Here is a 21614-nt window from a genome sequence, read left to right on the forward strand (position 1 = left end):
CGATCCAATTTAAGGAGAAAGCCATGCATACAAACTCAACCCCGATCGCCCCGCCGGAATCCCGGCGGGTGGAACGGCTGGTGGCCGGCAAGGCCGTCACCGACGGCGCCGGAGTGAAGCTGACGAGAGTGTTGACGGCGGAGCTGCAAACCCGCCTCGATCCCTTCCTGATGCTGGACGAGTTCCGCTCCGACTCCCCCGGCGATTACATCGCCGGCTTTCCCGACCATCCCCACCGAGGCTTCGAAACCATCACCTATCTGCTGGCCGGGCAGATGCGCCATCGCGACAACGCCGGCCACCAAGGCCTGCTGGGGCCCGGCGGCGTGCAGTGGATGCGGGCCGGCCGGGGCATCGTCCACTCGGAAATGCCCGAGCAGCGGGACGGCCTGTTGCACGGCTTTCAGCTGTGGCTCAACCTGCCGGCGCGGCGCAAGCTGTCGGAGCCGGTGTACCGGGACATCGCCGCCGAGGAAATCCCCCAAGACGAAACCGACGCGGGCGCCGTCGTCAAAGTCATCGCCGGAGACAGCCGGGGCGTGAGCGGACCGTTGCAGTGCCCGGACACGGAACCGCTGATCCTGGACATCGCCCTGCCGGCCGGCGCCGTCCATAGGCAAAACCTGCCGCCGCAGTACAATGGCTTTTTGTTCGTCCACAGCGGCGAAGTCTTCGCCGGCCCCGACGACCAACGCGTCCCGGCGCGAACCTTGGCGGTGCTGACCAACGGACCGCGCGCCGTGGCGTTGCGAGCCGAGCAAGAGGCGCGGCTGCTGCTGATCGCGGGCCGGCCGCTGGGGGAACCCATCGCCCAAGGCGGGCCGTTCGTGATGAACACCCGTGCGGAGGTGGAGCAAGCCTTCGCCGATTACCGCAACGGCCGCTTCTGAAACCTTAGCTGGAGAAATCCCATGAAATTCGCCGTCATATCCGGCAGCCACCGGCCGGACTCCCAATCGGGCAAGGTGTCCCGATTTTCCATGGCGCGCCTCGCGGCGCTCGATGCCGAGCATGAATGTTATCTACTGGAATTGGGCAAGACGCCCCTGCCCCTGTGGGAAGAAGGCATCCGCAGCGGCGACGCCCGCTTGACGGAGGCTTGGAACCCGGTCAGCGCGGCGCTGGCGGAATGCGACGGGGCCGTCATCGTCGCGCCGGAATGGGGCGGCATGGTGCCGGCGGCGCTGAAGAACTTTTTCCTGTACGCCGCGGACGGCTGCCTGTACCACAAGCCCGGCCTGCTGGTGGGCGTTTCCGCTTCCCGCGGCGGCGCCTATCCCATCGCCGAACTGCGTATGAGCAGCTACAAGAACACCCATCTCACCTACATTCCGGAACACGTGATCGTGCGCAACGTGGGCGAGGTGCTGAACGGGGAAACGGCGCACTCGGAAGAAGACGCGGCCGTGCGCCAGCGCCTGGATTACGGCCTGATGGTGCTGGCGGAATACAGCCGGGCGTTGCGCCAGGTACGGGACAGCGGCGTGCTGGACCGCGGCCGCTTTCCCTACGGTATGTAGCGGCGCGCCCTGTCCGGCGGGAAAGGGCTCCGGCTATTCGGCGACGTTGACCGTCAACCCCAAGCGGCGGATATCCGCCGCCAGCCTTTCCAGCCACTCCGACGGCAGGGCCGACAACAGCGGCGCCTCCGGCTGCTGGGACTCCCGCGCCAGGCCGTACAATTGCACCCCCTGGATCGGCACCTTCTTGTCCAGCAAGTCCGTCAGCAATTTCACATAGGCTTGGCACTCGCCGAAAGTGGGCGGCTCGTCGTCCAGGCTGAACATGCAGGTTTGCAGCCAGACTTTGCACAATCCGGCGGCGGTTTCCAAATTCTCCCGCAGCTTGGCGGCGGAAATGCCGGCGTTGTTGATGCGTTCCAGGCCCGCGTCGGTGGCGCTGTCCACCTTGAACCACATCTTGCCGCCGAGCTTGCCCCAGCGCCGCAGGCCTTCCTGCACCGTGGCCTTGTGCACCAGGCTGCCGTTGCTGATGAGCACCAGCTTGCCGCCGGCAGCCAGTCCCGCCTTGGCGACGACGCGGCCGATCAGGTCGACCACCTCGGGAAATTGTTCCGAGCTGGTCGGCTCGCCGTTGCCGGAAATGGCGATGTCGCGCACCGTGCGCAACTCCTCGGGCACCTGGAAGCTTGCGAAAAAGTCGCCCCGCAATACGTCGTCGAGAAACCCCTGCAGCTCCCGCTCCAGCAGGGCCAAATCGATCTCCGGCGCCGCCCCCCGTTGCAAATTGGGCACTTGGCAGTAAATGCAGCGCCAGTTGCAGGCATTGTTGGGATTGAGGTTGACGCCGATGGACAGGCCGCCGGAGCGGCGCGACAGCACCGGGTAAACGTGGGTCAGGCCGACGCGGTAGCGATCATGGTTGGTGGTGGTAAGCATGGGTGACTCGAAAGGGATGGTAAGCCTTAGGTGATCCATTACGCTGCGGCTTTGGGAAGCCTTTTGACTTCACCTGACAGCAGGCGCAATAGTAAACGCTCCCCGCCGAACCGAACAAGGAGGCCGCCGTGAAGTCCCTGTTATCCATCGCTATATTGTCGGCAATGTCCGTTTTTCCCACCACCCGCGCCGAAGGAGCATCGCCCATGATCCTGTCCTCCCCCAGCTTCTCGCACCAAAGCGAAATCCCCGTCCGCCACACCTGCGAGGGCGGGGACGCCTCTCCCGCCTTGCAGTGGTCGGATCTGCCGGAAGGCACGCAAAGCCTGGCCTTGATCGTGGACGACCCGGACGCGCCCGATCCCAAGGCGCCGGCTGTGACCTGGGTGCATTGGGTGCTGTACAACATCCCGCCCGACGCCGGCGGCCTGGCGGAAGGCGCGCCGCCACCGGCCGGCGCAAGGGAAGGGCTCAACGACTGGAAACGCACCGGCTACGGCGGCCCGTGCCCGCCCATCGGCCGCCACCGTTATTTCCACAAGCTGTACGCCCTGGACACGGTGCTGCAGGACCTGGGCAAGCCGGACAAGGCGCGGCTGGAACAAGCCATGCAAGGGCACATCCTGGGACGGGCGGAGTTGATCGGCACCTACCAAAAACGTTAGTTTGTCCATAAACCGGGAACACATCTTCCGCCGCAAGGAACGGCAAACCATGAGGGCAGGCCATGAATCCCGCATGCATTTCCGAGGAAGACCACAACCTGTTTCAACGGGCCATGTCCGGCGTGCGCCCCATACGCGGCTCGGGCAACGGCGCGGCGCGGCCTTTGGGCAACGGAGAAGCCCCGCCGCCGCCGCTCCTGCGGCGGCGCAACGAAGACGAGGAGAACTTCCTCGCCCAAGGCCATGCCGAATTGATCAACGCGCAGGCGACGCTCAGCTTTCGCCGCAACGGCGTGCAGCACGGCGTGTTCCGCCACCTTAAGCAGGGCGGCTACGAAATCGAGGCGGTGCTGGACCTGCGTCCCTTGCGGACGGAGCAGGCGCGCCGGGAGCTGTACCGCTTCATCCGCGACTGCCTGCGCCAGGACGTGCGGCTGGCCCTCGTCAAGCACGGCCGCGGCGGCCGCCTGGGCGACAAGCCGGCCGTCATCAAAAGCCAGGTGGCGCGCTGGCTGCCGCAGTTTCCCGAGGTAATCGCTTTCCACTCGGCGCGTCGTTGGCACGGCGGCGTCAGCGCCGTGTATGTCATGCTGCAAAAAAGCGAAAACCGGCGCGAGCTGACCCGCTTGCGGTTGGGCTTGATTTCCGGCAAGCCGGTGGCTTGAGCCGCCCGCGACAGCGGCGGGCAGGGACAGCCTGTCATAAATTGTGCAATAATTCCGCGCCTTACCCGTGGATATTGGAAGCCCGTCCGCAATGAGCCAGCCGCAGCGCAAAATCCTCGTCACCAGCGCCCTGCCGTACGCCAACGGCGCCATACACCTGGGCCATCTGCTGGAATACATCCAGACCGACATCTGGGTGCGTTTCCAGAAAATGCGCGGCCACGTCTGCCACTACGTTTGCGCCGACGACACCCACGGCACGCCCATCATGCTGCGCGCCGAGAAGGAAGGCATCACGCCGGAAGCCCTGATCGCCCGGGTGCAGCAGGAGCACGAACGGGATTTCGCCGGCTTCCACGTGGCCTTCGACAACTTCCATTCCACCAACGCCGACGAGAACCGCCGGCTGGCCGAGGAAATCTACCGCCGCCTGCGCGACAAGAGCCTGATCGAAGCCCGCACCATCGAACAGTATTACGATCCGGCCAAGGCAATGTTCCTGCCGGACCGCTTCATCAAGGGCGAATGCCCCAAGTGCCACGCCAAGGACCAGTACGGCGACAATTGCGAAGCCTGCGGCGCCAGTTACGCCCCCACCGACCTGATCGATCCCTATTCGGCGGTGTCCGGCGCGGCGCCCGTCCGCAAGGAATCGGAACACTACTTCTTCAAGCTGGGCGAATGCGCCGCCTTCCTCAAGGACTGGACCCGCGCCGGCCATTTGCAGCCGGAAGCCGCCAACAAAATGGACGAATGGCTGGAAGGGGGGCTGTCCGACTGGGACATTTCCCGCGACGCGCCCTATTTCGGCTTCGAAATTCCCGATGCGCCGGGTAAGTATTTCTACGTCTGGCTGGACGCGCCCATAGGCTATATGGGCAGCTTCCAAAACCTGTGCGACAAAAAAGCGCCGTCGCCCCTGGCCGGCGAAGGCTGGGACCAGCCGCTGGAATTCGGCGACTACTGGAACGCCGATGCCCAAGCCGAGCTGTACCACTTCATCGGCAAGGACATCCTCTATTTCCACGCGCTGTTCTGGCCGGCCATGCTGCAATTCGCCGGCTTCCGCACGCCGACGCAAGTCTTCGCCCACGGCTTCCTCACCGTCAACGGCGAGAAGATGTCCAAATCGCGCGGCACGTTCATCACCGCCGAAAGCTATCTGCAGCAAGGCTTGAATCCCGAGTGGCTGCGCTATTACTACGCCTGCAAGCTCAACGGCAGCATGGAAGACGCCGACCTGAACCTGGAGGATTTCGTCCTGCGGGTCAACAGCGACCTGGTGGGCAAATACATCAACATCGCCAGCCGCACGGCGGGCTTCGTGTCCAAGCGCTTCGACGGCCGCGTGGCCGGCATCGACAGCTACGGCCCGGCGGAAAGCAAGCTGCATGACACCTTGCTGGAATCGGCGCAAGCCATCGCCCAGCATTACGAAGAAAGGGATTTCGGTAAAGCCGTGCGCGAAATCATGCGCCTGGCCGACCTGGTCAACGAATACGTGGCGGCCGCCGAACCCTGGGCCATCGCAAAAGACCCGGCCAACGACGCCCGTTTGCACGTGGTGTGCAGCGCCGCCCTGCGCTTGTTCGCCATGCTCACCCTGTACCTGAAGCCGGTACTGCCGCGGTTGGCGCAGCAGGTGGAGCAGGAGCTGTTCGGCCTCCAGCAGGGCTTGGCCTGGAGCGATTTGGACGACCTGCCGCTCACGCAGATCCAGCCCTACAAGCACCTGATGACCCGTGTCGATCCGAAGCAGGTGGAAGCCCTGGTGGAAGCCAACAAGCAATCCCTGCAACCGGCGGCGAGCGCCGCCTCCCAAGCGCGCCACGCCGAGCACCAGCACAAGGCGGTGCAAGCCGAGGAAGGCCCGGTGGCCCACATCGGCATCGACGACTTCAGCAAAGTGGACCTGCGCATCGCCAAGATCGTCAACGCGGAACACGTAGAAGGCGCGGACAAGCTGATCCGCCTCACCTTGGACGTGGGCGAAACCAGCACCCGCAACGTCTTCGCCGGCATCAAGTCGGCCTATCCGCCGGAACAACTGGTGGGCCGATTGACGGTGATGGTGGCGAATCTCGCCCCGCGCAAAATGAAGTTCGGCCTGTCGGAAGGCATGGTGCTGGCCGCCAGCGACACCGACGGCAATACGCCGGGACTGTTCCTGCTGTCGCCCGACTCGGGCGCCCAGCCGGGCATGAAGGTGAAGTAAAAGCCTATCGCCGGCCGGATAGGCTTATAACCAAATACCGCTTGGATCGAAGAGACTAAAAACCTACAATTGCACTCAGGTATAGACCGGACTCAGCCCCGCATCCCATGAAAGAGTATTTGCTCATCCTCGTCAGCACCATCTTGGTCAACAACTTCGTGTTGGTGAAATTCCTGGGGCTGTGCCCGTTCCTGGGGGTGTCGCGCAAACTGGACACGGCCATGGGCATGGGCATGGCAACCACTTTCGTGCTGACGCTGTCGTCCATCTCCAGCTATGTGGTCAACCATTACCTGCTGGCGCCGCTGGGGCTGGAATACCTGCGCACCATCGCTTTCATCGTGGTCATCGCCGTGGTGGTGCAATTCACCGAACTGGTGGTGCAGAAAACCAGCCCGGTGCTGCACCAGGTATTGGGCATCTACCTGCCCCTCATTACCACCAACTGCGCGGTGCTGGGCGTGGCCCTGCTCAACGTCCAGTCGCAGCATAATTTCATGCAGTCGGCCCTGTACGGCTTCGGCGCGTCGCTGGGCTTCACTTTGGTCTTGGTGCTGTTCGCCTCCGTGCGCGAACGAGTGGACGCCGCCGAAGTGCCGGCGCCGTTCCGCGGCAACGCCATCGCCCTGGTGACCGCCGGCCTCATGTCGCTGGCCTTCATGGGCTTCGCCGGCCTGGTGAAAGGCTAGGCTATGGCCATCGTCGGCCTCTTGCTGGTTTGCGCCCTGTTCGCCGGCTTCGGCCTGCTGCTGGGCTATTCCGCCATCCGCTTCAAGGTGGAAGGCGACCCGCTGGTGGACAAGATCGACGCGGTGCTGCCGCAAACCCAGTGCGGCCAGTGCGGCTTCCCCGGCTGCCGGCCTTACGCGGAAGCCATCGCCAAGGGCGACGCCGACATCAACCGCTGCCCGCCGGGCGGCGAGGACGGCGTCAAGGCGCTGGCCGAATTGATGGGGGTGGAGCCCAAACCCCTGGACGACGCGGTGGGCGAGGAAAAACCCAAGGCCCTGGCCGTCATCGACGAAAACCTCTGCATCGGCTGCACCCTGTGCATCCAGGCCTGCCCTGTGGACGCCATCCTCGGCGCCGCCAAGCACATGCACACGGTGATCGCCGCCGAATGCACCGGTTGCGAGCTGTGCGTGCCGGTCTGCCCGGTGGACTGCATCGACATGAAGCCCATCCCTGAAACCCTGGCCACCTGGAAGTGGCCGCAACCGAAAAACGGGCCGCTGTGATGCTTGGCTTATTTTGGGAATTCCACGGCGGCGTGCGCCTCAACCGCCACAAAGAGCTGTCCAGCGAGCAGCCTTTGGCGGTCGCGCCGATACCGAAACAGCTGATTTATCCCTTGCAACAGCGCGGCGGCCGCAACGCCGAACCGCTGGTGGCGGTGGGCGACACGGTGCTGAAAGGCCAAGTCATCGCCCAGGACAGCCACCCCTTGAGCGCCCCCATCCACGCCGCCAGCTCCGGCGTGGTGACGGCCATCGAAAGCCGCGCCATTCCCCACCCGTCCGGCCTGGACGACGTGTGCATCGTCATCGACACCGACGGCGAGGACCGCGCCGTGCGCTTCCGCTCGCTGAAGGACTTCCGCCGCTCCAAGGTGCCCACCCTGCGCCAACGCATCCAGGACGCCGGTATCGTCGGCATGGGCGGCGCGGCGTTTCCCACGTCGGCCAAACTCAATACCGGCGGCCGCGCTATCGACCTGCTGGTGCTCAACGGCGCCGAATGCGAGCCCTACATCACCTGCGACGACTGCCTGCTGCGCAGCTGGCCGGAACGGGTGCTGGGCGGCGCCGCCATCCTCATGCGCGTCATCGGCGTGGAGCGCTGCATCGTCGCCGTGGAAGCCGACATGCCGGAAGCGGCCAAGGCCCTGGAAGCGGTGCGGATACGGGACGGCTACGAGCACGTGGAAATCGTCAAAGTGCCGTCCAAATACCCCACCGGCGGCGAAAAGCAGCTGATCCAGGTGCTCACCGGCCGCGAAGTGCCGGTGCGCGGCATCCCCGCCGACGTGGGCGTGGTGTGCCAGAACGTCGGCACGGCAGCGGCGGTCTATGCCGCCGTGACGGAAGGCAAGCCGCTGATCGAGCGCATCGTCACCGTCACCGGCCCCGGCATCGCCCAACCGCAAAACGTGCTGGCGCGCATCGGCACGCCCATCGCCGAACTCACCGCCTTCTGCGGCGGCTACACGCCCCAGGCCCAACGCCTCGTCATGGGCGGCCCCATGATGGGCCTGGCCCTGCCCAGCGACGAACTGCCGGTCATCAAGTCCACCAACTGCATACTGGTCGCCGACCTGGCCGCCATGGGCGGCGAAAAGCAACCCATGCCCTGCATCCGCTGCGGCGCCTGCGCCGAGGCCTGCCCGGTCAACCTGGTGCCGCAGCAGCTCTACTGGCACAGCCGCACCGACCAGCTGAAAAAGGCCCAGAACTACAACCTGTTCGACTGCATCGAATGCGGCTGCTGCGACTACGTCTGCCCCTCGCAGATTCCCCTGGTGCAGTACTTCCGCGCCGCCAAGGGCCGCATCCTCGCCAAGCAAGGCGAACAGCGCAAAGCCGAACACGCCCGCCTGCGCTTCGAAGCGCGCCAGAACCGCAAGGAACAGGAAAAGCGCGAAAAAGCCGAGGCCATGGCGCGCAAGAAGGCGGCCTTGGAACAAGCTCAGGCGGCAGCGGCAGCAACGGCTTCGGCACCCACCGACAAGGAGCAAAGCTGACCATGCGTTTCGCCGTAGCCGCCTCGCCCCACGTCGCGCCGACCAACAGCGTCAGCCGCATCATGCAGCAAGTGCTGCTGGCGCTGATTCCCGGCGCTTTCGCCATGCTGTGGTTCTTCGGCGCCGGCATCCTCATCAACGCCGTGCTGGCGGTGGCCACCGCCCTGGCGGCGGAAGCCTTGGCGCTTACCCTGCGCCGCCGGCCGCTGAAGCCCTATCTCACCGACTACAGCGCCGTGGTCACCGCCCTGCTGCTGGCCCTGTCCCTGCCGGCGCTGTCGCCCTGGTGGATGACCGTCACCGGCGTGGCCTTCGCCATCCTCATCGCCAAGCACCTTTACGGCGGCCTGGGTTACAACCCGTTCAACCCGGCCATGGTGGGGTACGTGGTACTGCTGATTTCCTTCCCCAAGCACATGACTTCCTGGCTACCGCCGTCGGGGCTCTCCGACGTCAGCCTGGGACTCACCGGCGCCTGGGACATCATCTTCCACGGCCAATACCCGGCCGGGGTGGACGCCGACGCGGTGGCCATGGCGACGCCGCTGGATACCATGAAAACCCAGTTGGGCATGGGCCGCAGCGTGAGCGACATCTGGACCGACAACCGTTTCGGCGTGCTGGCCGGGCGCGGCTGGCAGTGGGCGGCGCTGGGCTACTTGGCCGGCGGCGTGTGGATGCTCAAGCGCAAGGTGATCGACTGGCGCATCCCGTTCGGCTTCCTCGGCGGACTGTTGGCCATCTCGCTGTTTTTCTTCCTGATGGACCCGGCCCACCACCCCTATCCGACCCTGCACCTGTTCGGCGGCGCCACCATGCTGGGCGCGTTCTTCATCGCCACCGACCCGGTCACCGCCGCCACCACCGTGACCGGACGGCTGGTCTACGGCGCCCTCATCGGCATGCTGGTGTACATCATCCGCACCTGGGGCGGCTATCCCGACGGCGTGGCCTTCTCCGTGCTGCTGATGAACGTGGCGGCGCCCATGATCAATTACTACACCCGGCCCCGCACCTACGGACATAAACCATGAGCGCCCTGGAATCGTTGCTGGCGCGGTTCGATCCCGCCATCGTCAAGGCCGCCAAGACCCTCGGCTTGTTCGCCCTGCTGGGCATGGGCGCCGTGGGGCTGTTCCACGCCATGACCGCCGGCCGCATCGCCGCTAACGAACGCGCCGCCCTGCTGCACAGCCTGCAGGCTCTGGTGCCGGCAGGCAGCTACGACAACGACCTGCTGGCCGACCAGATCGAAATCGACGACCCGGCAGCCCTCGGCACGGCCCAGCCGGTGCCGGTCTATCGCGCGCGCAAGGACGGTCAGCCCTTGGCGGCGGTGCTGTCCACGGCGGCGGGTGACGGCTACAACGGCACCATCAAGCTGCTGGTGGCGGTGAAGGCCGACGGCACGCTGGCCGGCGTGCGCGTGGTGGGCCACAAGGAAACGCCGGGCCTGGGCGACGCCATCGAGGAAAGCCGCTCCAACTGGATTCACGGCTTCGACGGACTCTCCCTGGACAATCCGGGCGACGCCCAATGGAAAGTGAAGCGCGACGGCGGCCGCTTCGACCAATTCGCCGGCGCCACCATCACCCCGCGCGCCGTGGTGAAGGCGGTGCATAAGACCCTGCTGTATTTCCGCGACCACCGCGACGCCTTGTTCGCCCCTTCCGCAAAGGAGAACCAGCCATGAACGACTACGGCAAGATCGCCTACGACGGCCTGTGGAAGAACAACCAGGCCCTGGTCGCCCTGCTGGGCATGTGTCCGCTCATGGCGGTGAGCAACACCGTGGTCAACGCGCTGGGGCTGGGTCTTGCCACCACCGCCACCCTGGTCGCCTCCAACGCCCTCATTTCCGCCATCCGCGAAAAAGTCAGCGACGAAATCCGCCTGCCGGTGTTCGTGCTGGTCATCGCCGCCATCGTCACCGTGGTGGAACTGACCATGAACGCCTTCCTGCACGAGCTGTACCTGATCCTCGGCATCTTCATCCCGCTCATCGTCACCAACTGCGCCATCATCGGCCGCGCCGAAGCCTTCGCCGCCAAGAATCCGGTCAAGCAGTCCGCCGCCGACGGCCTGTTCATGGGCCTGGGCTTCACCGCCGCCCTGGTGCTGCTGGGCGCCCTGCGCGAAGCTTTGGGCACCGGCACCGTGTTCGCCCACGCCGAGCTGATGTTCGGCGAGTCCGCCAAGAACTGGGCCATCGTGCTATTCCAGGATTACGAAGGCTTCCTGCTCGCCATCCTGCCGCCGGGCGCATTCATCGGCCTGGGCTTCATCATCGCCGGCAAGAACCTCATCGACGGCTGGCTGGCAAAGCGCAAGAAAGCCCCCGCCGCCAAGCCGGTGGAATTGCCCGCCGAAGCCTAAACGGCCGTGAAGCCCGCCGCCCGCAAGGAACTGTTCGCCCGGCTCGCCGCCGCCAATCCCCACCCCACCACGGAACTCGCCTACAGCACCCCCTTCGAGCTGCTGGTGGCCGTGGTGCTCTCCGCCCAAGCCACGGACAAAGGCGTCAACAAAGCCACCGCCCAGCTGTTCCCCGTCGCCAACACGCCAGAAGCCATCCTGGCCCTGGGCGAGGACGGCCTGAAGGAATACGTCAAAACCATCGGCCTCTTCAATAGCAAAGCGCGCAACATCATCGCCCTGTGCCGCCTCCTGCTGGAGCAGCACGGCGGCCAGGTGCCGGAGAACCGCGAAGCCCTGGAAGCCCTGCCCGGCGTCGGCCGCAAAACCGCCAACGTCGTCCTCAACACCGCCTTCGGCCACCCCACCATCGCCGTGGACACCCACATCTTCCGCGTCGCCAACCGCACCGGCCTTGCCCCCGGCAAGACCGTGCTGGAAGTGGAAAAAAAGCTGGAAGCCACCGTCCCCAAGGAATACAAGAAAGACGCCCACCACTGGCTGATCCTGCACGGCCGCTACATCTGCGTGGCCCGCAAGCCCAAATGCGAGGTTTGCCCGGTTAGTGATTTGTGTGATTGGTATGGGGCGTCTGCGTCTGTAGCCTGAGCTCGGGCTACGGAGAGATTTGACCGCCTGCGGCGGGCTGATTTTGAATGTGGGTTCCCGCACCCACGGGCGAGTTCCTTTTCTTTGTTTGCCCAAAGAAAAGGAACCAAAAGAAAGGGCACCCGATTGTCGCGCCGCTACGCGGTGCCTTGCGCTCCTCATTTTCGGCGGGAGTTGGCCGACAGCACATACCTGTGCTGACGGCCAACCGGCCGCATCCCTGCGGCCGCCCTACGGGTTATTCCCGCCGAAAACTCCGGTGCTCAGCGCGGCAAACGGGACGACGAAATCCGCCCCGAATCCGGCTTTTGGTAGGATGTGCCTACGCAGGAGGCGCATCAATCGCAAACGGTGCGACTCGCAGACTCACCGCACCCTACGAGCTAGGCCGGCGCCAAACACGGGAGAGAAAACAGTAAAAGTGGGGGTCGCATGTTCCTAACAGCCCGCTTCAGGGGTGCCGGCTTGCAGGACATCCCCTGCGAGCGGATGTTAGGGCTGGATGTACCCGAGAGTCTGGCGGACCATCTCATCTACGTAACCAATCGCGGAGTTCATACTTGGCCGGTAGAGCGTCGGGTGTGCGCATTGATTTCGAACCGACAACTGACCTTGCAACACCCGAAGAACCGCCTTCCCAATAAACTTCACCTCTTTTCCGACATCGAGGAGGTGGGCCTCGGCCACCTGTTCTTTCAGATCGGGAAGGTCCTTAAACATCCATTTTGGCCGCGCTGACCGAATCTCAGCCTCGTGCTTTAAGAACAAGGTTTCAGAGAAAACATGGAAATGACCGGCCCATGCCAAGACTACTCCCGACCTGTACAGCCCTTGCTCAAGACAGGTTGTCGCTTCACGAAAGTAGTCCTGAACATCCACGGGTGCGACGGACAATTTCTTTACGAGGTCCTCTAGCAAGATGACTCGGGAAGCCGACTGCTCATGGGTCGCAAGAACGACGTGAGCAGCACGCTGTGCCGTTTTGGCTCGGATCAACCAATCATCGAACTGCATTCCACTACGCCTTAGGTAACAGGTGTTCCTTCAACGCCTTGAAAAGCTTTTCGTAAACTTCGGCATTCTCAGTTTCTGGCAAATGCAATTGGATATTAATAGCGATCTGCGGTGTGATTGACGTCGCGATTGGTGGCAGCGAGGCTGTCACCGGAGCGACGGGCGGCTGTATGGTGGGAGCAATCTGTCCGTCCACGAGTGGTTGGACTATTGTCGCAGGCGTGGATATCTCTGGGTCTTGAATTGCAATCGCGACGTTAAGCTTGCCATCCGCCTCCTGAAGCAGGCCGGCAGCGAGGAGAACATCAACTACGCATCGAGCACCGGTGCGATTTCCGGCGTTGTTTTTCTGGCCCGAAACATATAGCACATGATCAGAGAAGTCCTTCTCCGACATTCCACCCTTTATGCGAACCGTAGTTACTAGCCCAGAGACTTTCTCATTCGTCTGGACTGCTTCCTTCCAGTAGCGGCGCCCATCTTCGGCTTGCTTGTGATCCAGGGCTCTTCCCAGACGCTTACCCAGGTCGGTTGCAGTCTTCTTCATCCCACCAGTGATAAGGCCAATGTCCGTCAGGAACTTATTGTTCCGACTAATGATTGTCAAATGCAGACCAATGAGCTTCGATAGGGACTCAAGGGTTGAGTTCTCTGGCGCGTGGCTGTAGCCCTTGATGATCTTCTGTACTTCCTCGAAGGAAGAGCCTGGAAGATTAAATTCTTCTGCCATTCCTGATCTCCTGAAAATGGTGCTGAGAAACCCTAGCAGTTGATTAAACGGAACCTTGCATAAATGTGCTAAATGGAATCCGTATTGCACCGTTATACCAGATTTCGTTTAGCTCGTTACTAACCTCGCAGCACAAACCACAGGCCCTCACAGAAAAGCAAACGAGTCGTCTTACCAACCCGCCCGCCTTCTTATCAATCCCGTTTGCCGCGCTGAGCACCGGAGTTTTCGGCGGGAATAACCCGGAGGGCGGCCGCAGGGATGCGGCCGGTTGGCCGTCAGCACAGGTATGTGCTGTCGGCCAACTCCCGACGAAAATGAGGAGCGGAGGGCACCGCGCAGCGGCGCGGCAATCGGGTGTCCTTTCTTTTGGTTCCTTTTCTTTGGACAAGCAAAGAAAAGGAACACGCCCGTGGGTGCGGCTAACCCACATTCAAACACCCCGCCGCGAAGCGGCATCAAATGTGCTCCCCAGCAATCCAGCGGGTTAGCGCCACCGCCTAATCCACCGTACCCGACCTCCATGCGCTCGGCATAGCCTTCAACCGCCCGCCTTTCGTGAACGTGCTTGCGGTTCAGCACCGCTATGCTTTGCCTTTGGTATCCTTAGGCAACTGACCTTAAGGAGCATGTGTTATGTCCGCCACTGTCGAGGCCATTGAAACAGCCATCCAGCAACTTCCGCCATCCGAACTGGCCGAATTCCGCCGTTGGTTCATGGAGTTCGACGCATCTCGCTGGGACGCCCAAATCGAGGCAGACGGAACGGCCGGGAAGTTGGATTCCCTAGCCAATGAAGCCCTGGCCGAATACCGCGGCGGCAAGGCTCGCGAGCTTTGAGGCATTTTGCTTCCTCCCGGTTCTGGGCTTGCTTTGAATCGCTGCCCACAGAGGTTCAGCGGCTTGCCCTGCGAAACTATGCCTTGCTGAAACAAAATCCCACCCATCCTTCCCTACAGTTCAAGCCGATCTGTTCCGGCAAATTCCGCAGCGTACGTGTTGGGCTTCACTACCGTGCCTTGGGCGTTCCCGTCGAAGAGGGTGTCCAATGGTTCTGGATCGGCAGCCATGCGGACTATGACCGGCTCATTGGTTAACCCGGCGGATGAGGGGCCGGATTACTTTTCGTCGTCCCTTTTGCCGCGCTGAGCACCGGAGTTTTCGGCGGGAATAACCCGGAGGGCGGCCGCAGGGATGCGGCCGGTTGGCCGTCAGCACAGCTATGTGCTGTCGGCCAACTCCCGTCGAAAATGACAAATCGGCAGGAAAGCCGATTTGCACGGCGCAGCCGCCCGAAGGGCTCGGCACATGGATGTGCCGAGTGAAAAGCGCAGGGCACCGCGTAGCGGCGCGGCAATCGGGTGTCCTTTCTTTTGGTGACTTTTCTTTGGACAAGCAAAGAAAAGTCACCCGCCCGTGGGTGCGGCTAACCCACATTCAAACACCCCGCCGCAGGCGCTCAAAACTCAAAACCTTTCCCCAGTCCCCGAACTCACAAACCACTTTTCTCCCTGGCAAAACAACAAAATGCCCACCACCCTCCACCACCACCGCACCCCCTTCGACGACTGGCGCTCGATCCTCATCTCCGTGTACCTGACCCTCATCGGCTACGGGGTGCAGGTGGCCATGCCGGTGATCAGTGCGGCGCGTATGGAGTTGCTGGGGTTCAGCAAGGTGGAGGTTGGACGGGTCGCCGGGGCCGATTTGGGCGGGTTGGCGTTGGGCGCTTTGCTGGCGGCGCTGTTGCTGGGGCGGGCCGATCGACGCGTGTTGGTGATTGTCGGCGCGGCGCTGGTGGTGGTGGCCAATGGCTTGTGCATGACCTATCCGCAATATGAGCCAACGCTGTGGCTGCGGGGCGTGGCGGGCATCGGCGGCGGGTTGTGCACGGCGGTGGCGGTGTCCAGCCTGGGCGCCAGTTCGCGACCGGCGCGGGCTTATAACATCATGCTGTTCGCCTTTGCCTTTTTCCAGGCGCTGGAAATGCGCGTGCTGCCGACCTTGTCCATGAACGGCATCTATTGGCTGTTCATCTGGGGCTTTGTGGCCGGGGCGGCGGGCGTGCGCTGGCTGCCGGCCCGTCCGCACGAGTCCATTCTGGATGCGGAGCTGGACGTGGCCGAGCCCAGCGGCGGCCATCACTTGGAGCACCGCCGCGTGCCGGCCTATATTCCCTGGCTGGGCCTGGCCGCCATCTTTTTCACCTACGTCAACATCGGCGGCTACTGGACCTACATCGAGCTGGCGGCCGACGACGCCGGTGTGGCCGAGGGTCTGATGCGGGGCTTGCTGGAATGGGGTTCGCTGGCCAGCATCACCGGCTGTTTGCTGGCGACGCGCATCAGCGACCGCTTCGGCCTGGCGCGGCCGCTGATGATGACGCTGGCAAGCATGGCCCTGGCGGTGGGCCTGCTGCACAGCGGCATCGACGCGGGCAAGGTGGTCGTCAGTATCCTGTCCTTCAACCTGCTGTGGACCTTCGTCGATATCTTCCAGATGTCGTCCGTGGCCAACGCCGACCACTCGGGCGTGTTCGCCGCCCTGATGCCCGGCGCGCAGGGCTTGGGGCAGATCGTCGGCCCCAACCTCGCCGCCTCGCTGCTGGACGCTTCCCTCGGCTACGACGCGGTGTTCCTCCTGTGCGCCCTGTCCACGCTGATCGGCCTGGCGGTCTATGCGGCCATGTACTGGCGGCTGCGGCGGCTGATTCCGGCGCTGGCCGACGCCTCTTAGGCTGCACCTCCACAAAATTAATGGCCGTGCAAGGCAACGGCCATACAATCGGCCTCCTACACTATGGCGATAGCGAGGTACGGCCGCATGAGCACTCCGCAACCGGCTTTTTGGCAAACCCCGCAGGATCAACTGCTGCAGCGCCTGGACAGTTCGCCGCAAGGGCTGGCTACGGCCGAGGCGGAACAACGCCTGTCCAACTTGGGCAAGAACCGCCTGCGCAACGGCATCGACGCCGCGCCGCTGAAGCTGCTGCTGGCGCAGTTCAAGACTCCCATCATCCTGCTGCTGATGGTTGCCGCCGGGCTGTCCTTTTACCTGGGCGACCGCACCGACGGCGGCATCATCCTCGGCATCGTCACCCTCTCCGGACTGCTCGGCTTCTGGCAGGAATACGGCGCCATGCACGCGGTGAAGCAGCTCATGGCCGGGGTGCGCACCACCGCCACGGTGCTGCGCGACGGCGGCAAAACCGAAGTGCCGCTGGAGGCCGTGGTGCCCGGGGACGTGGTGCTGCTCAACGCCGGCGCCGTGGTGCCGGCCGATTGCCGGCTGTTGTGGGCGAAAGACCTGTTCGTCAACGAAGCCGCTTTGACCGGCGAAACCTACCCGGTGGAAAAGAGCCCCGGCGATGTGACCGCCGACGCGCCCCTGGCGCGGCGCCGCAACTGCCTGTACCTGGGCACCCACGTCGTCAGCGGCGAGGCCGGCGCGGTGGTGGTGCATGTCGGCGCCGACACCGAGCTGGGCCACGTGGCCGGCCGGCTGGCCCGCCAGGCGCCGGAAACCGAGTTCGAACGGGGCGTGCGGCGCTTCGGCTATCTGCTCACCGAAGTCACCCTCATCATGCTGGTGATCATCTTCGCCCTCAACGTCTACTTGGGCAAACCGGTGGTGGACACTTTCATGTTCTCCCTGGCCCTGGCGGTGGGCCTCACCCCGCAGTTGTTGCCGGCGGTGATCAGCGTCAACCTGGCGCGGGGCGCCAAGCGCATGGCGGAGGCGGGCGTCATCGTCAAGCGCCTGGCCGCCATCGAGAATTTCGGCAGCATGGACGTGCTGTGCTCGGACAAGACCGGTACCCTCACCGAAGGCCAAGTGCGTGTGCACGGCGCGGTGGACGCCGCCGGCCGCGACAGCCCGGAAACGCTGCGCTACGCCGCCGTCAACGCTGCCCTGGAAACCGGTTTTGCCAATCCTATCGATTTGGCTCTGCGCGAGTTGGTTTACTCCCCTCACCCCAACCCTCTCCCGGAGGGAGAGGGGGAGAAAATGTCGGCGAATTTTAATTTGGCCGGCATCGCCAAGCTGGACGAAATCCCTTACGACTTCCTGCGCAAGCGCCTGTCGGTGCTGATAGACGAAAACGGCGAGCATCGGCTGGTGACCAAGGGCGCCCTGGCCCAGGTGTTGGAAATCTGCAGCCAGGCGCGGCTGGACGGCCGAACCGTGCCGTTGCAGGAAGCCAGGCCGGCCATCGAAGTGCGCTTCCAGGAGCTGAGCGGGCAGGGGTTGCGGGTGCTGGGCGTGGCGATTAAGCCCATAGACGGCGCCACCCGCTTCGGCCACGAAGAGGAGCAAGGCATGACCTTCCTCGGCTGCCTGGTGCTGGACGACCCGCCCAAGCCCGGCATCGCCGACACCGTGCGGGAGTTGAAAAGCCTGGGCGTGGCCCTGGTGGTCATCACCGGCGACAACCGCCTGGTGGCCGCCAATCTGGCCAAACGCATCGGGTTGAACCACGAGCGCATCCTCACCGGGCCGGAAATCCGCCGCATGAGCGACGAGGCGCTGAAGGTGCAGATACGCCGGGTGCAGGTGTTCGCCGAGGTGGAGCCCAACCACAAGGAACGCATCATCCTCGCCCTGCGCAAGGCCGGCCACGTGGTGGGCTTTCTAGGCGACGGCATCAACGACGCTTCCGCCCTGCATGCGGCAGACGTGGGCATATCGGTGGACTCGGCGGTGGACGTGGCGAAGGAGGCCGCCCATTTCGTGCTGCTGCAACACGAGCTGGCGGTGCTCATCGACGGCGTGCGCGAAGGCCGCCGCACTTTCGCCAACACCCTCAAATACGTGTTCATGGCCACCAGCGCCAACTTCGGCAATATGTTCAGCATGGCCGGCGCCTCGCTGTTCCTGCCGTTTCTGCCGCTGCTGCCCAAGCAGATTCTGCTGACCAACCTCCTCACCGACATCCCGGAAATGGCCATCGCCACCGATACGGTGGATGCGGCCCTGGTGGAGAAGCCGGAGCGCTGGGACATCGGTTTCATCCGCCGCTTCATGATCGTGTTCGGCTTGCTCAGCTCGGTGTTCGACTATGCCACCTTCGGCGTGCTGCTGCACCTGGGCGCCGACGCCGCCACCTTCCGCACCGGCTGGTTCCTGGAATCGGTGCTGTCCGCCACTCTGGTGGTATTGGTAATCCGCACTCGCCAGCCGTTCTTCCGCAGCCGACCGTCGCGCCCGCTGCTGGCGGCGACGCTGCTGGTGTGGGGCTTGGTGCTGGCCCTGGCCTACGCGCCGGCGGCGCAACTGCTGGGCTTCGCGCCGCTGCCGCCCGTCATGCTGGGCTGGCTGGCGGCGATCCTGGCGCTGTACGTGCTGGCGGCGGAAGCGGCCAAACGTCGCTTTTACCGTAACGCCCAAAACGGCGGCGCGAAGTTGGCGTCCATGGAAGCCTTGGGCCATCCGGCCAAGAAACGCTAATATCAGGGCAGGGAAGCCGGCTCGGCGGCCCCGCAATCGATCAACGGCCCCGACCATGGACAATCCCCCGTTTTCCATCACTCCTTGCGGCTGCCGGCGCGGCGTGTTCCTCGTGACGCCCTGCGCCAACGCCGCCGCCGGCCAATGCGGCCGCTGCGGCATTCCCCTGTGCAGCGAACACGCCCGCCACTTGGCGCAGGACTGGCTGTGCCCCGCTTGCTACGCCGGACAGGCCGGCGACAGCGGTGACGGCACCACCACCACATCCTACGGCGACACGTTCTCGACCGGCGCCTCCGACTTGGCCGACCCGTTCTCCGAAGAAGACTACGCCGCCTTCGACGCGGTGTCGGACTTCGACAAAAACGCCGGCGACGGCCATGGCTACGACAGCTGAAGCGTTGATCTACGCCATCGGCGGCGGCCACGGCCACGCCCGGCGCGGCTGGCTGCTGCAGCAGCGCTGGCTGGAAGCAGGCCGCGACGCCGTATTGCTGGTCCGGCCCGGCTCCGACCGCCATTTGCCCGCGTCGCCGGGCCTGCGCCTGTACGCCCACAGCCTGGCCGACGCCCACCTGGACGCGCTGCGTCGCCGTCCGCCCCGGCGCATCGTGGTCGACACCTTCCCGTCGGGCTGGCGCGGCGAACTGGACGCAAGCCTGCTGGGCCGCTTCCAGCGGCGCGCGTGGATCGCCCGCTACGGCCGGGGACCGGCGCCGGGGACGACCTGCTACGACCGGGTGATCGCGCCTTATCCGGCGCAACGCTGCGAATGGGGCGGCGAGCTGGACGACGCGGCCCACGCCGGCTATCTGATCGAGGCCGGCCCTGTGGCGGTGGACGGCGACGCCGCCGACTTCACCTTGCTGGACCCGGAAGGGCGCTGCTCGCCGCATTTGTTGCAGCTGTTCGCCCGGCTGGCGCAGCGCGCCGGCTTGGGCTGGCGCCACCAGCGCCGGCTGGCCCCCCACCAGCCGGCGCGCAAGCTGCTGGTGGTGGGCGCCGGCTACCACACGTTTTACGAACTGCTGGGCGTCGGCGCCGATCTGCGCTTTTTACCCGTACACAAGCGCCACGACGACCAGTTCCGCCGCGCCGACCTGTTCGGTTTGGCGCTGAACCATTTGGAACAGGTATTGCCGTGGCTGGCGGCGCCGTTCCGGCCGGTCGCCGAGGATACCGCGCCCCGCTGGCATCGGGCGCTGGCCTTGCTGGAGGAGTGACGCCATGTTTTTCCGCTACAACACCGAACCGGTCCGTTTGCTGCGCTTGTTCCGCGCGTTCCGCAACCAGGCGTTGCGCTTGCGCCGCTACAGCGGCGGCTACCTCATCGGACTGGGCCTGGCCTTGGCGGTTTATTGGGTGGCCACCTTGCCCTGGTTGATGCGCGAGACGTTCGGCCAGTACTTCCTGTTCTTCAGCGCGGCGGGCGGCATTTATCTGTTGCTGGCCTGGGGCTGGGTCGCCGCGTTCACCACCTATCCGCGCGTGCGGCGCGGGCCGGGCGTGAAGGCCTTGAGCGTTTTCGGCTTGGGTTTCGCCGGCGTGTGGCTGACAGTGATGCTGTCGGCCTGGTGGAACGGGCTGTCGCCCGATCCTTTCGCCCTGCTGCAACAGCCGGCGAGGCGGGCGGAAGTGTTGTGGCCCTGGGCTTGGTCCAGCCTGGGCCTGTTCCTGCTCAGCCGGGGCATCGTTTGGCTGCGGCTGAAGGCGGTGTTCGTGGAGAACGACGAACTGGATTACCTCTACCGCACCCTCAAGCCGCTGCTGCGCGATTTGCCGCCGGACGCGCAATGCTCGCTCGGCTGCAACCCGTTCCACGCCATGTGGACGGTGGCGTTCAACGAGGTGGAAAAGCGCGGCCGCCGCTTCAGGGCCTACGACGACGTGCTGCTGGATTTCAAAGCCAAGCTGGGCGACGGCACGGTCTTCGTGCTGCGCACCCTGCACCGGCGCGTCGACAAGTACAAGGTCCGCAAATCCAAGTTCAAGGGCAGCAAGCACCGCATCGCCCAGCTGTGCCGGCTGGAGCTGCCGGCGGCGGCCTTGAGCGAAGCGGACTTCAAGCGTTTCATGCAACTGCCCAGCCAATGGCGGGAACAGGCGGACGGCTACGACAGCACCGTGCGGCAGCAGGCCGGCCGGGACCGCTTGGCGCTCACCGTAGCGCACAAGAAAAAATTCCAAAGCGAAGGGGAGCTGGCCGCCGAGCATCTGCCCGGCACGGCGCTGACGTTGCAGACGGTACGGGCGCTGTCGGCTTTCGCGGCGGAGGCGAAAGCCGCGGCTAGCTCGACAGCCCCGCGATAACGCCGTCGGACTCCAGCAGCAACGCCGCCTGGTCGGCGGCCACCGGCTTGCTGAAATAGTAGCCCTGCACCTCGTGGCAGTGCTGCTCCCGCAAGTAGCTCAGCTGCTGGGCGGTTTCCACGCCTTCGGCGATCACCTTGAGGTTCAAGCTGGTGGCGATGGCGATGATCATCCGCACAATGGCGGCGTCGTCCGGATTGCTGATGACGTCGTTGACGAAAGACTTGTCGATTTTCAGCTTGTCGAAGGGGAAGTATTTCAGCTGGCTCAAACTGGAATACCCCGTGCCGAAATCGTCGATGGACACCAGCATGCCGCGCTGCCTCAGTTGCACCAGGATGTCGCGGGATTTTTCCGGGTAACGCATGGACGGTGCTTTCCGTCAGCTCCAACTCCAGATATTG

Annotated in this window: 23 protein-coding genes; 19 read left to right on the forward strand and 4 right to left on the reverse strand. The window is 64.3% G+C overall.

What is annotated here, in order from left to right; translation table 11 throughout:
- The first annotated feature begins 23 nt into the window (after positions 1-23).
- A complete protein-coding gene (locus tag K5607_RS16370) occupies positions 24-890 on the forward strand; it encodes a pirin family protein (RefSeq protein ID WP_221047643.1) in 867 nt (288 codons plus the stop codon).
- Between the two features lie 21 nt (positions 891-911).
- Positions 912-1520 carry an NADPH-dependent FMN reductase gene (locus tag K5607_RS16375; RefSeq protein WP_054774781.1) on the forward strand — a complete coding sequence of 203 codons (609 nt, stop codon included), beginning with the start codon at positions 912-914 and terminating at the stop codon, positions 1518-1520.
- 33 nt (positions 1521-1553) lie between these two features.
- Here the strand turns inward: K5607_RS16375 and K5607_RS16380 are convergent, their stop codons facing one another.
- Positions 1554-2399, reverse strand: coding sequence for a radical SAM protein (locus tag K5607_RS16380; RefSeq protein WP_221047644.1), 846 nt, complete (start codon positions 2397-2399; stop codon positions 1554-1556).
- Positions 2400-2605: 206 nt separating this feature from the next.
- Between K5607_RS16380 and K5607_RS16385 the strand changes: the two genes are divergently transcribed.
- The 10 genes from K5607_RS16385 to nth all read left to right on the forward strand — a co-directional run bounded on the left by K5607_RS16385 (position 2606) and on the right by nth (position 11708).
- Positions 2606-3064 carry a YbhB/YbcL family Raf kinase inhibitor-like protein gene (locus tag K5607_RS16385; protein ID WP_246599034.1) on the forward strand — a complete coding sequence of 153 codons (459 nt, stop codon included), beginning with the start codon at positions 2606-2608 and terminating at the stop codon, positions 3062-3064.
- A 62-nt stretch (positions 3065-3126) separates the two neighbouring features.
- The gene (smrA, locus tag K5607_RS16390) at positions 3127-3729 is read left to right on the forward strand and encodes a DNA endonuclease SmrA (protein WP_246598900.1); all 603 of its coding nucleotides are present in this window, start codon (positions 3127-3129) and stop codon (positions 3727-3729) included.
- 91 nt (positions 3730-3820) lie between these two features.
- A complete protein-coding gene (gene metG / locus K5607_RS16395; protein WP_054774069.1) occupies positions 3821-5944 on the forward strand; it encodes a methionine--tRNA ligase in 2124 nt (707 codons plus the stop codon).
- Between the two features lie 107 nt (positions 5945-6051).
- Positions 6052-6633, forward strand: coding sequence for an electron transport complex subunit RsxA (gene rsxA, locus K5607_RS16400; RefSeq protein WP_221047645.1), 582 nt, complete (start codon positions 6052-6054; stop codon positions 6631-6633).
- A 3-nt stretch (positions 6634-6636) separates the two neighbouring features.
- Positions 6637-7182 carry an electron transport complex subunit RsxB gene (gene rsxB, locus K5607_RS16405; RefSeq protein ID WP_221047646.1) on the forward strand — a complete coding sequence of 182 codons (546 nt, stop codon included), beginning with the start codon at positions 6637-6639 and terminating at the stop codon, positions 7180-7182.
- Positions 7182-8684, forward strand: a complete 1503-nt coding sequence (gene rsxC, locus K5607_RS16410) for an electron transport complex subunit RsxC (protein WP_221047647.1) — start codon at positions 7182-7184, stop codon at positions 8682-8684. The genes rsxB and rsxC overlap by 1 nt, the downstream gene beginning before the upstream one ends.
- 2 nt (positions 8685-8686) lie before the next feature.
- Complete coding sequence (rsxD, locus tag K5607_RS16415; RefSeq protein ID WP_221047648.1) at positions 8687-9718, forward strand: electron transport complex subunit RsxD; 1032 nt, start codon at positions 8687-8689, stop codon at positions 9716-9718.
- Entirely contained in the window at positions 9715-10377 is a 663-nt protein-coding gene (rsxG, locus tag K5607_RS16420; RefSeq protein ID WP_082411554.1) for an electron transport complex subunit RsxG, read from the forward strand. Before rsxD ends, rsxG begins: the two co-directional genes overlap by 4 nt.
- A complete protein-coding gene (locus tag K5607_RS16425) occupies positions 10374-11060 on the forward strand; it encodes an electron transport complex subunit E (protein ID WP_221047649.1) in 687 nt (228 codons plus the stop codon). Before rsxG ends, K5607_RS16425 begins: the two co-directional genes overlap by 4 nt.
- 6 nt (positions 11061-11066) lie before the next feature.
- Positions 11067-11708 (forward strand): endonuclease III, encoded by a 642-nt coding sequence (gene nth / locus K5607_RS16430; protein ID WP_054773758.1) that lies wholly within the window; start codon positions 11067-11069, stop codon positions 11706-11708.
- 492 nt (positions 11709-12200) lie between these two features.
- Here the strand turns inward: nth and K5607_RS16435 are convergent, their stop codons facing one another.
- Both K5607_RS16435 and K5607_RS16440 read right to left on the reverse strand, forming a co-directional pair.
- Positions 12201-12722: a hypothetical protein gene (locus K5607_RS16435; RefSeq protein WP_054773757.1), complete on the reverse strand. Its 522-nt coding sequence runs from the start codon at positions 12720-12722 to the stop codon at positions 12201-12203.
- A gap of 4 nt (positions 12723-12726) precedes the next feature.
- Positions 12727-13452, reverse strand: a complete 726-nt coding sequence (locus K5607_RS16440; RefSeq protein ID WP_054773756.1) for a hypothetical protein — start codon at positions 13450-13452, stop codon at positions 12727-12729.
- Between the two features lie 636 nt (positions 13453-14088).
- Between K5607_RS16440 and K5607_RS16445 the strand changes: the two genes are divergently transcribed.
- The 7 genes from K5607_RS16445 to K5607_RS16470 all read left to right on the forward strand — a co-directional run bounded on the left by K5607_RS16445 (position 14089) and on the right by K5607_RS16470 (position 21210).
- Entirely contained in the window at positions 14089-14292 is a 204-nt protein-coding gene (locus K5607_RS16445; RefSeq protein WP_054773755.1) for a hypothetical protein, read from the forward strand.
- Positions 14289-14549, forward strand: coding sequence for a ParE family toxin-like protein (locus tag K5607_RS18290; protein ID WP_082411553.1), 261 nt, complete (start codon positions 14289-14291; stop codon positions 14547-14549). Before K5607_RS16445 ends, K5607_RS18290 begins: the two co-directional genes overlap by 4 nt.
- A 430-nt stretch (positions 14550-14979) precedes the next feature.
- Positions 14980-16188 (forward strand): MFS transporter, encoded by a 1209-nt coding sequence (locus tag K5607_RS16450; RefSeq protein WP_221047650.1) that lies wholly within the window; start codon positions 14980-14982, stop codon positions 16186-16188.
- 87 nt (positions 16189-16275) lie between these two features.
- Positions 16276-18900, forward strand: coding sequence for a magnesium-translocating P-type ATPase (gene mgtA, locus K5607_RS16455; RefSeq protein ID WP_246598901.1), 2625 nt, complete (start codon positions 16276-16278; stop codon positions 18898-18900).
- Positions 18901-18955: 55 nt separating this feature from the next.
- Entirely contained in the window at positions 18956-19297 is a 342-nt protein-coding gene (locus tag K5607_RS16460; protein WP_221047652.1) for a hypothetical protein, read from the forward strand.
- Positions 19281-20123, forward strand: coding sequence for a hypothetical protein (locus K5607_RS16465; RefSeq protein ID WP_221047653.1), 843 nt, complete (start codon positions 19281-19283; stop codon positions 20121-20123). Before K5607_RS16460 ends, K5607_RS16465 begins: the two co-directional genes overlap by 17 nt.
- A 4-nt stretch (positions 20124-20127) precedes the next feature.
- Positions 20128-21210, forward strand: a complete 1083-nt coding sequence (locus tag K5607_RS16470) for a hypothetical protein (RefSeq protein WP_221047654.1) — start codon at positions 20128-20130, stop codon at positions 21208-21210.
- Here K5607_RS16470 and K5607_RS18130 read toward each other — a convergent pair.
- Positions 21188-21577 carry an EAL domain-containing protein gene (locus K5607_RS18130; RefSeq protein WP_054774446.1) on the reverse strand — a complete coding sequence of 130 codons (390 nt, stop codon included), beginning with the start codon at positions 21575-21577 and terminating at the stop codon, positions 21188-21190. The genes K5607_RS16470 and K5607_RS18130 overlap by 23 nt on opposite strands.
- Positions 21578-21614 lie beyond the last annotated feature (37 nt).

The organism is Methylogaea oryzae (genome assembly GCF_019669985.1).
GTDB classification, from domain to species: Bacteria; Pseudomonadota; Gammaproteobacteria; order Methylococcales; family Methylococcaceae; genus Methylogaea; species Methylogaea oryzae.